Here is an 8,723-nt window from a genome sequence, read left to right on the forward strand (position 1 = left end):
CGCCGTGGTGGCGCCGGTGCCGCCGTAGAGGATCGCGATAGTGCCGGCGTTCCATGTGCCGGCCGTCACGGTGCCGACCGTCGCGATGTCCGTCCCGATCAGCTTCGAGGCCGCGATCGAGCCGGCCAGCATCGCGTTCGTCACCTTGCCGGCGCCAATCGCGGTGACGCCCGATGCGTCGATCGTCACATCGCCGGTGATGGTGCGGCAGATCGGATCGGCCGCGGCCTGCCCCACCGCGAGCTGCGCCGAGGAGCAGAGTAGCGACGTGTAGCCGGTGGTGCCCGGCCCCTTCCCGATCGCGAAGGCGTGGTTCGACACGGTGCCGGCGTTCTGCGCCAGCGCAGCACCGGCCATGAAAAAGGCCGCCGCAGCGGCCCCGAGAATACGATGTAGCAGATTCATAGCACGTACCCATATCCAGTGGCCGGCCGCGCGAAGATGCTCGCGGTGTCAGCGCCAAGCTTCCAGCTCGAGAGGCCGCCGGGGAATTTGTCCGAGCCCGCGAGCGTCACGGTGATGTTGTTGGTCCCGGCGTCGCCCTTCCAATCGGAGATCAGCACCGGACAGGTCTTGGCGGACGCCAGAGGCAGGTTCAGCGTGATCGGCGCGCCGACTGCCTGGTCAACCAGCACGATCCCGGCATTCGGGGCGATGTCGACCGGGCCGGCCGCCGTGACGTGCTGGACGATCTGCGTGGTCGACTGCACCAGCTCGGACAGCGACGCGATCCGGTATTGCCCTGCCGCGCCGTCGAGAACCGCGACGTAGAAGGCCGTCGGGTCGTTGATAGCCGCCGCGTCGAGCTGCGTGTAGTCGATGCTGAACGCGTATTCGCCGTTCGCCCGCACCAGCGATAGGAAGTCCTGAACCGACACGTTCGCCGGAAAGCGCACGTCCATCTTGCCGCGCAAGACCGGCTTCGGCAGAACCTTGATTCTGAGGACAGGTGTCGTCACAGCCGAGCCACCCCGTCGATGATGGTGAGCGTTCCGGTGAACAGCGAGATCAGTTCATCGTTGAGCTGGTACACGCCCCCGACCTTGTACGTGCCGGGCGCCAGCGCCGACATTTCCGACGCCGGAACGGTGAGTTCGAAGATGCCTGTGCCGGTGATGGCAACCTTGCCGTTGTCGGTCGACGCGACGATGCGGGCGCAGCCGTCGAAGTCGCGGACCTCGACCTCGATCGACGCGCCGGTGAAGTCGATATCTTCGCCCGTCTCGCTGTCGGTGAACTCGAATTGAGTTTTCCAGTCCGCATTGTTCGTCGCGGCGCTGTTGAGGATGATCGCCATGAACCGCCCTCAGAGCTTGAGATAGATCGTCATGAGAACGGTGGGCTGCACCGTGTAGAGATTCCGTTGAGAGACGCCGCCGTTGAGGGATTCGACCGTACCGGACGGGGTGAAGTAGCCGGACGATCCTACATATCCGGAATTGTAGTACGTGGAGATGCCCACCAGCGTTCCGGCGCCGTTGAGAGAGGTGTTGACAACACCGCCTTGAACATATGATCCACCACTAGATGTGACGTTTACCAACCCGGATGACCCGGAGAACGTCGGGGATACGTTCGGGAGCTGATCGCGCGCGATGGTTCGATAATCCGACCCTCCATTCGCGCCGAGATAAGTCGGATAGGTGCCGAACGAGCTGAGCGACAGGCGGCCGCTCGCCGTTGACCCCATGCCGTCGATCCCGGCGATGACGCGGCCTCTCAGGTCTGGAAGCGCGATCGTCTTGTTCGCGGCCCAATCCGCCGCCGCCGATGCGCCGCGCCCGCCCGACACGGTCAGGGCTGAATCGTTGGTCCACAGATGCAGGAACAGCGCTTGCGTATCGGAGTTGGCGCGCTCAGTCGCACCCGAGGTCGCCGACCCGATCGTCCGGCCGTTCATTCTGACCCAGCCGTCCAGCGCGTCGCTGCCGTACGAGATTTTGACGTCGCCGGTCTGGTAAATCGTCGTGGGGTCGATGACTCCGCCACCGCCACCACCGCCAGATGGGCCGACGACTAGCAGGTTGTCCCATGACCCGATCGGCGTCCCGGCCGATGTGGTGAGCCGCAGCTTGATCAGGCCGTCGGCGAGGAAGAACTGAGGAAGCCGGCCCGAGGCGTCGCAGCTCAGCGGGTTCGGCAGCGCCGTGGACAGACCCGAGTCCTGGTAGGCGTTCTGCGGCGTCGCCACCGTGCCGGCCTGATAGACGTACAGCTTGCATCCAGGCGCGACCTTGCCCAGCGTGTCGAACTGCGGCGTCATCGAGAAGCCGGATACGGTGCCGGCCGCATGTGCTACGGTCGCGGCCCCCAGCATCGCCGAGGCGAGGATTGCGCGCTTGATCATCGAGACCTCGAAAAGGAAAAGGCCGCCATATCCGGCGGCGTTGCTCGTCTGGTTGGTCGTGTGCTGGTTGCTGATCCCGTATCCCTACGGGCTATTGCTGTTCGTCCTCGGCGCCGCTGGGCATCGGCCCTTGAAGGCCGCGGATCAGGTCGGAAGTCCCGACGTTGAACCCGGCGCTGCGCAGATTGGTGGAAAGGTTGCGGGCGGCCAGAACGAGGCCGGCCATGGCCTGCGGCGTCCGGTTGCCCTGCGCGGCAGCGGCGGCCTGCTGTAGCTTCGCGGCAGAACTGGCGAGCGGAGCGCGTGAACGGATCGCCTCGGACAGCTTCTGCGCCTGCCTGACGGTCATTTGGTTCGCCACGCCGCGCAGCGCCATGCCGACCAGCGGAAGCACTGCACCAGGGCCGCCGGTGGCGACGCCGGCGCCTGCGCCGATCACAGCTGCCCCGATGCCGCCGCCGCCGCCCATCATGTTGCCGGCAGCCCTAAGAGCGTTCTGTGGGCGTGTCCCCTCGGAGATGGCCTTTGCCTGCGCGATCTCCTCTGGACGCAGCCCGCGGGCTTCCTTGGGCCGCAGAACTACGTCAGCCATGCGCTGGCGGATCGTGTTGGCGACGTTCATTCCGCTGTTCGCCGACGCGGCCCTAACCTCGGCCTGCACCAGCTTGCCGTCGATCTTCTCGGCCTGCTTGGCCGCGGCGTAATTTCCTCGAGCCTCGGCCAGCGTCGCCGCGGCCGCAGCCGGATCGCCGGCCAGCACGTCCTTACCGGAGATGGTCGGCACGAAGTCGTCGAGATGGTCGATGGCGCGTGACGCCGCGGCGCGCTCGGCCGGGTCTGGCGATTGCGCGACCTTGCCGAGCGTCTTGCGCAGGCTGTTGAAGTTGTCGCCGGTCACGCGCGACGACGGCGGCACCTTCTGCAGCTTGTCGAGCAGCGCGAAGGTCTTTGGCGCCACGACGTCGTCGAACCCGTCGGCGTTCAGGCTGGCCCGCGCCGTGTCGGAATAGCCGCGCAGCGTCTCGGGCTTCACCTCCAACGACTTGACCTCGGGCGCCTCGTATCCGGCGCGCGCCGCCGCTTTCAGCTCTTGGATGGTCGGGGGCGCGACCTTCGGCACCGGCACCTTGCCAGGCGCTGCCGCCGACATCGCCGTGTCCACATCGCCCTTTGCCGTGGCGTACATCTGATCGAGGTTGTCGCGCTTCGCCACCTCGGGATTAATCAGCGTGCCGGCGGCGTGCTCGGCCTGGGTCATCAGATTGCCGCCGACCGCGCGCGCCGCGCCAGTGATCGGAGACATCAGGAGCTGAGGCACGGCCAGCACTGCCTTGCCGGTGTTGATCAGTCCCTCGACCGGGCCTTGCTGACCGCGGTTCGTCACGCCCTTGAGATTCGACACGGCCTCGCCGGCAGCGGCCGCGATCTCACCAGGGATATCCGTCACGGCGTTGGCAAGGCCGCGCTGCGGGGCCTGCGCGGGTGCCTGCATCTCGCCGAACCGATCGGCGAAGGTTGCTACATCCTCAGCCGGTGCGGCCTCCTGCGGCTTCTGAAATGCCGACCAGGGGCCTTGCGCTGCCGGGCCGCCGAACGCTTCCCACGGACCCGCCATCACTGAGCCGCCTTCGCCCAATTCGCCGGGTCGGCAGGGTCACCACCGCGGAAGCGGTAGCCATCGCGCAGTTCGCCGATCTTCGGCACCGCCACGCCGTTTGCGCTTGTCGTCTGCGTCGAGCCCTTCGACGTTCCCCCAGTCGGCTTGTAGAACGATCCGCCTCGCAGTTCGTCAGCGCGCTGCTGCTCGAACTGCAGACGCCGGTTGGCCGCTTCAATCGCGCGATCGTAGATTTTCTGGCGCACCGCGTCGGGCTTCCCGACCGATCCCTCAATGTCGAGCAAGATCTTGCGTTCGCCCTCAGTCGGTGCCGCGCCGAACGTGGCCTTGAGTTGCTGCAGCGCGTTAGCAGTGATGAGGTTGTCCAGCTCCTGCGTCGCGATGCCTGACTTACCGGTATCGCTCGATGCGCCAAGAAAGCTCGCGGCATAGCCGAGTTGCCCTGCCATCGGCCCAGAGAACGCATCCTTTGAAATGCGTTTGGCCTTGTTCAGGTTGTCGATGAGCTGCTTGCCGCTCTGCACCCTATCGTCGGCTTCCAGGATGGCCTTCTTGTCCGTCGCGGTGAGCGGCTGCGCATCCTCTCGCGGCATCTTCCCGGTGAGCACGTAGGACTGATAGCCGGGCGAATTCGGGTCGAGGCCGTTGGCCGCCGCGGCCGCTTTCCGCTGCTCGACTTCGGCGCTCACCGAGGAATCAGCAGTCGGAAGCTTCCCGGTCAGCACGTAAGCCTTGCCTGTCGGCGATTCCGGATCGACACCGTTCGCGCGAGCGGCCTGGGCGCGCTGCGCCGCCGTCTCTACAGGCCCTTCGTCGGCACGGTCCGCGGCGCGCACCTGCAGCCCATAGGAGCGGTCTGCGTTCTGCTGGGCGCGCTGGGCCTCCTGCTGGCGCCAAGCGATGTCCTGCTGCCGGTTCGACGCCGTGGTGCCGAGCTGCGCCAGCGAGAGGCCGGTGGTCGAGTCATAGGGCAGCACGCGCGCCGCCAGCTCGGAAAGGCTCTGCGGGTTGCTGGTGTCGACGCCGCCGGCCAGCGCGTCTTGCAGGGCGCGCTTGCGTGCAGCCTCCTCGTACACCTTGCCGAGGTTCGCCAGCGGCGCGAAGTCGACGCCGCTCGAGACGGCGCCAAGCTGCGGAATTTGGAGCGGTGCGATTGCCATAGGTCAGCCACCAAACCACGAAAGGACTTTGCCGAGACCGGTTCCGCCGCTCAGCGGAGCGCCGCCAACCGACGTCGGACCAACGGCGCCAGGGATCGCGCTGCCCATGCCGGCGCCGCCGACGCCGCCGAGCGCGAGGCTGGCCAGCGACATGCCGGCCCCGAGCAGGTTCTTTGCCCCCGCCGCCTTGCCAGCCGCCTCGGTGTTATTGGCCGAGGCCATGCCCGACGCCGCGTTGCCGCGCAGCCCGATCCGGTCGGCGTTGTACTGCTGCTCCAGATCGGCCAGCGAGCCATAAACGCCGGCCTGTGCGCCAGATACCGCACCGGTCGTGCTGATCGCGTTGTTGTTGATGCCGCTCAGCCGATCGAGCCATGATCCATATGTCTGATCCGCAAGGCCGGTGGCGAACTTCGTCGCGTCCTGGTCCGCGTTTCCACTGTCCAGCATGCCGGCCGAGGCGCGGCGCCGATTGATCGCGTCGAGCCCGCTGTTCAGCGTGAAGTCGTAGCCCGGCCCCTTCTGAAACGCCGCGGTCGCCGCATCGGCGCCGCTCTGCCCGTTGAGCCCGAGCGCGTCGAGGTACATGTCCGTTCCGGATGTGTACTTCTTCGCCAGATCGGACAGCGGGGCATAGGACTGCAGCGCGTTCGAAAGCCAGTCGGTCGCCTTGTCGTGCCCCGTCGCTAGATCGGTGAAGCCGTTCTTGAGGTAATCGGTGTAGAGCGCGCGGTTCTTGTCGGCCGCCTGGCTTTCGGCGCCGCCGTTGAACAGCGTATCGATGGAGCTAGCCATCAGAAGTACCTCACGGATACGGCTTGAACTTGCCGCGGGACGTGTCCCAGATCAGCAGCTGACCGTTGGCGATCGCCGCGGTGGTGTTGTCGACGTCCGGCATATCGAGCACGCCGCGCCGCATCAGATCGGAAAAGAACGCGTACCAGGACGGCGTCATCAGGCCGCTTTGCCCGACAACCGGGACATCGGGGCCGGGCAGGATCGCCTTCTTGACGGTCACAGCAGCGTGTCGGACTGCATGTCCGCTCCCATGAAGCCGAAATTGACGTTGGCCGAGAAGTCGAAGCGCCAGCGCACGCCCTGCACCTCGGCTTGGCCCCAAATCTGGGATCTGACGCGGCCCTTCGTCAGCGCCTGCCGGCCGACCGCGATCTGCCGCGGATTACCCCAGCGGTTTCCGCCATCAGTCGAGCAAGCGATCTCGACCACCGGATCGGTCTGCACCGGGTCTGCCCCAGTCGCGATGCCGACGCCTTTGGTGACGTACAGCTCAATCCCGTTGATGCGGACTGCCTTCGGGAACGCGCCGAACGGTCCTGTCTCGATCCGCATCTTGAGCGGGTCGCCGACTTCGTCCTGTGAGGCGCCGTCAATCTGCAGGATGTTCCCGCTCTTCCGATCGCCGCACAGCCACTTGTCGAAGGCCTTCACCGGACGCAGCGCGCGCCAATAGGTCTGCAGGTAGCTTTGCCGCTCGTGCCAGGTCTGCAGCGTCGTGTCGTATTCCCAGCACCAGGTCGGGGCCTGAACCACCACGAATCCATGGCCCTGCGACACGTAGCAGCCGACCGTGATCAGCGTCTTGTCGGGCTCTCGTTCGATCAGCAGGTCTAGGTCAGGTATTGATATCGGCGTCGGCGTGTAGCCGTCGAGCGTCGAGACCTTGAAGTCGTCTCCGACCAGGAAGATGCCCTTGCCCCATCCATCTTGATCACCGGTTATCGCATCGGAACCGACGATTCCGCGCGCGATCGTAGCCACATAGCTGAACGGATACCCGGTGTCGTTCACCTGCCCGCCCCAGACCTCCATGGTCGATGATCCGGCGAGGAGATACTGACCGTTCCCGAGCGGCACGGCACGATACAGCGCGTCCGGCTTGCTCTCGGCCGTCGAGTAGTTCTGCGTGTTGATGTTCGTCGAGTTGATGTCGCTCGATCGCGTCTTCCCATCGCCATAGGTGAAGATGAAGAAGCCCTTGTGGAACACGACTGAGTTCGGAGAACCAACGTCCGAATCCGGATAGTTCGACACCGCCGACCCGGAGACGATGAACGCGCCTTCACCAGGGCACACGATGACGATGTTCGGCGTCGATGCATTGTCGCGCGCCATGGTGCACGGCAGTGTCCCGGTCACAGAGCCGGTGAGCTGTGTCCCGGCGCCGCCCGTCGATGCGAACGAATAGACCTTCGTCCCGATCACCGCATAGAGCGTGTTGCCGACCACCAGCGCGCCGCGGAAGCCGGACCCGGCCGTGGTTCCCCAGCCCTTGAGCCCAGGAACGCGCCAATAGGCGTAGGGCTTTCCAGCCGTGGCCGACAGCTTCTCCGGGTAGCAGTTCACCAGCCGGCCACCGGCGGCCTGCGGCGCCCGGCCCGGCGCCGACAGCAGCGGAAACGGGACGTCGACCATCAGAAGTCCTCGAACTGGACGACGTCGGCGGACGTGGCCTGAGCGGCCAGCTCGCGCAAGCGCTGTTCGTGGGTGCGGATCGCCTGCATGTCAGGCGTCGCGTTGCTGAACTTCGCCGCGGCATGAACCGTGACGAGCCGCGCCAGCGTCTGGAAATAACGGTTTGGGATGTCGTCGCGGTCGCCGATGTAGGCGATGTCGGAGACCTCCTCCAGAACGGGATCAATGGCCTTGTCGATCGTGTCGAACTCGACAGGCCCGAGCGCCTCGCCGGCTTCTAGGATGCCGAGCAGCCCGGCGACCTCATAGACGAGATCGGATGCGGTTCTGGACGTTGACATGCGTCACCCCTTGAAACGAGACGGGCGCCCCGAGGGACGCCCGCCGTTGTCGTCAGCAGCCCGGACGGGGCTTCGGTCGAGGCTTCGGCTTCGAGGCCATCGCTCTTCTCCTCTGGTGGTGATCAGGTGATCTGCTGGACGGGCGGCAGACCGGCGTGGCCCGCGCGCTGCTCGGCCTGCTGCTGCTCGATCCGGGCCCGGCGCTCGGCTTCCGCCGACTCCTCGTCCGCCTGCAGCTGCTTGACCTCTGCTTGGTCGGCCTGATGATCGGCGGCGCGCGCCTTCGCCTCTTCGCGCAGGACGTCCTTCGACGGCCGGCGCTGGCGGCGGGTCGGGGCGCGGCCGTCGAAACTCTGCTCGCCGGCCTGCCGGTAACGCAGCGCCTGCTCGGGATCTTCGGTGCCGTATTCCTCGATCCGGTTCGCCCGCACGTTGTCGTCGAAGCTCAGATCGTCGTCATCGTCGATCGTGGCCTCATCCTGCCGCTGCCGCAGATCGTCTCCGAAGGTCTTCTCGCCTTCGATCTCGAAATGCGGGTTTCCGGCGATCCGGTCGCGGTGCTCGCGGTCGATCTCCAGCGCCTCACCAGCCTTGAAGGTCTTGCCGTAGGCCTCGACCGTCTTCGGTTCGCCGGGCGCCGGGTGATAGATGACGCTCAGCGGCTTGTTGTCGGTATCTTCTCCCATTGGTCCGAACTCCTGAATTGATGATGGGGAAAGGGGGCGCGCGGCCCCCTCATACTCAGTTGTTCGGCCAGGCCGTACCGACGCCTTCGCGCTTGGGCACCAAAGCCTGACGATCTCAGCCTTGCCCGCGCTCGCGGC

At 66.0% G+C, this 8,723-nt stretch carries 11 protein-coding genes; all 11 read right to left on the reverse strand.

The features are described 5' to 3' along the window. On the reverse strand, nt 1-405 hold a 405-nt coding region (locus tag I5M_RS30140; RefSeq protein WP_040771791.1), incomplete at its 3' end, for a hypothetical protein. Then, on the reverse strand, nt 402-959 hold the full coding sequence (locus I5M_RS19125) for a hypothetical protein (RefSeq protein ID WP_022722865.1): 558 nt from the start codon (nt 957-959) through the stop codon (nt 402-404). The genes I5M_RS30140 and I5M_RS19125, both read right to left, overlap by 4 nt. Beyond that, on the reverse strand, nt 956-1,297 hold the full coding sequence (locus I5M_RS19130; protein ID WP_022722866.1) for a hypothetical protein: 342 nt from the start codon (nt 1,295-1,297) through the stop codon (nt 956-958). Before I5M_RS19130 ends, I5M_RS19125 begins: the two co-directional genes overlap by 4 nt. Before the next feature lie 9 nt (nt 1,298-1,306). Further along, nucleotides 1,307-2,347 (reverse strand): hypothetical protein, encoded by a 1,041-nt coding sequence (locus I5M_RS19135; RefSeq protein ID WP_022722867.1) that lies wholly within the window; start codon nt 2,345-2,347, stop codon nt 1,307-1,309. A gap of 91 nt (nt 2,348-2,438) precedes the next feature. Then, on the reverse strand, nt 2,439-3,962 hold the full coding sequence (locus I5M_RS19140) for a hypothetical protein (protein WP_022722868.1): 1,524 nt from the start codon (nt 3,960-3,962) through the stop codon (nt 2,439-2,441). Then, nucleotides 3,962-5,041 (reverse strand): hypothetical protein, encoded by a 1,080-nt coding sequence (locus I5M_RS30145; protein WP_148287906.1) that lies wholly within the window; start codon nt 5,039-5,041, stop codon nt 3,962-3,964. The genes I5M_RS19140 and I5M_RS30145 overlap by 1 nt, the downstream gene beginning before the upstream one ends. Before the next feature lie 87 nt (nt 5,042-5,128). Next, nucleotides 5,129-5,920 (reverse strand): hypothetical protein, encoded by a 792-nt coding sequence (locus I5M_RS19150; protein WP_022722870.1) that lies wholly within the window; start codon nt 5,918-5,920, stop codon nt 5,129-5,131. Between the two features lie 10 nt (nt 5,921-5,930). Then, nucleotides 5,931-6,143 carry a hypothetical protein gene (locus I5M_RS19155; RefSeq protein ID WP_022722871.1) on the reverse strand — a complete coding sequence of 71 codons (213 nt, stop codon included), beginning with the start codon at nt 6,141-6,143 and terminating at the stop codon, nt 5,931-5,933. Then, nucleotides 6,140-7,558 carry a hypothetical protein gene (locus tag I5M_RS19160; RefSeq protein ID WP_022722872.1) on the reverse strand — a complete coding sequence of 473 codons (1,419 nt, stop codon included), beginning with the start codon at nt 7,556-7,558 and terminating at the stop codon, nt 6,140-6,142. Before I5M_RS19160 ends, I5M_RS19155 begins: the two co-directional genes overlap by 4 nt. Beyond that, nucleotides 7,558-7,899, reverse strand: a complete 342-nt coding sequence (locus I5M_RS19165) for a hypothetical protein (protein WP_022722873.1) — start codon at nt 7,897-7,899, stop codon at nt 7,558-7,560. Before I5M_RS19165 ends, I5M_RS19160 begins: the two co-directional genes overlap by 1 nt. A 122-nt stretch (nt 7,900-8,021) precedes the next feature. Continuing rightward, nucleotides 8,022-8,723, reverse strand: a 702-nt coding sequence (locus I5M_RS32810; protein WP_159104009.1) for a hypothetical protein, incomplete at its 5' end; no start/stop codon positions are given.

The organism is Rhodopseudomonas sp. B29 (assembly GCF_000333455.1).
Lineage (GTDB): Bacteria > Pseudomonadota > Alphaproteobacteria > Rhizobiales > Xanthobacteraceae > Rhodopseudomonas.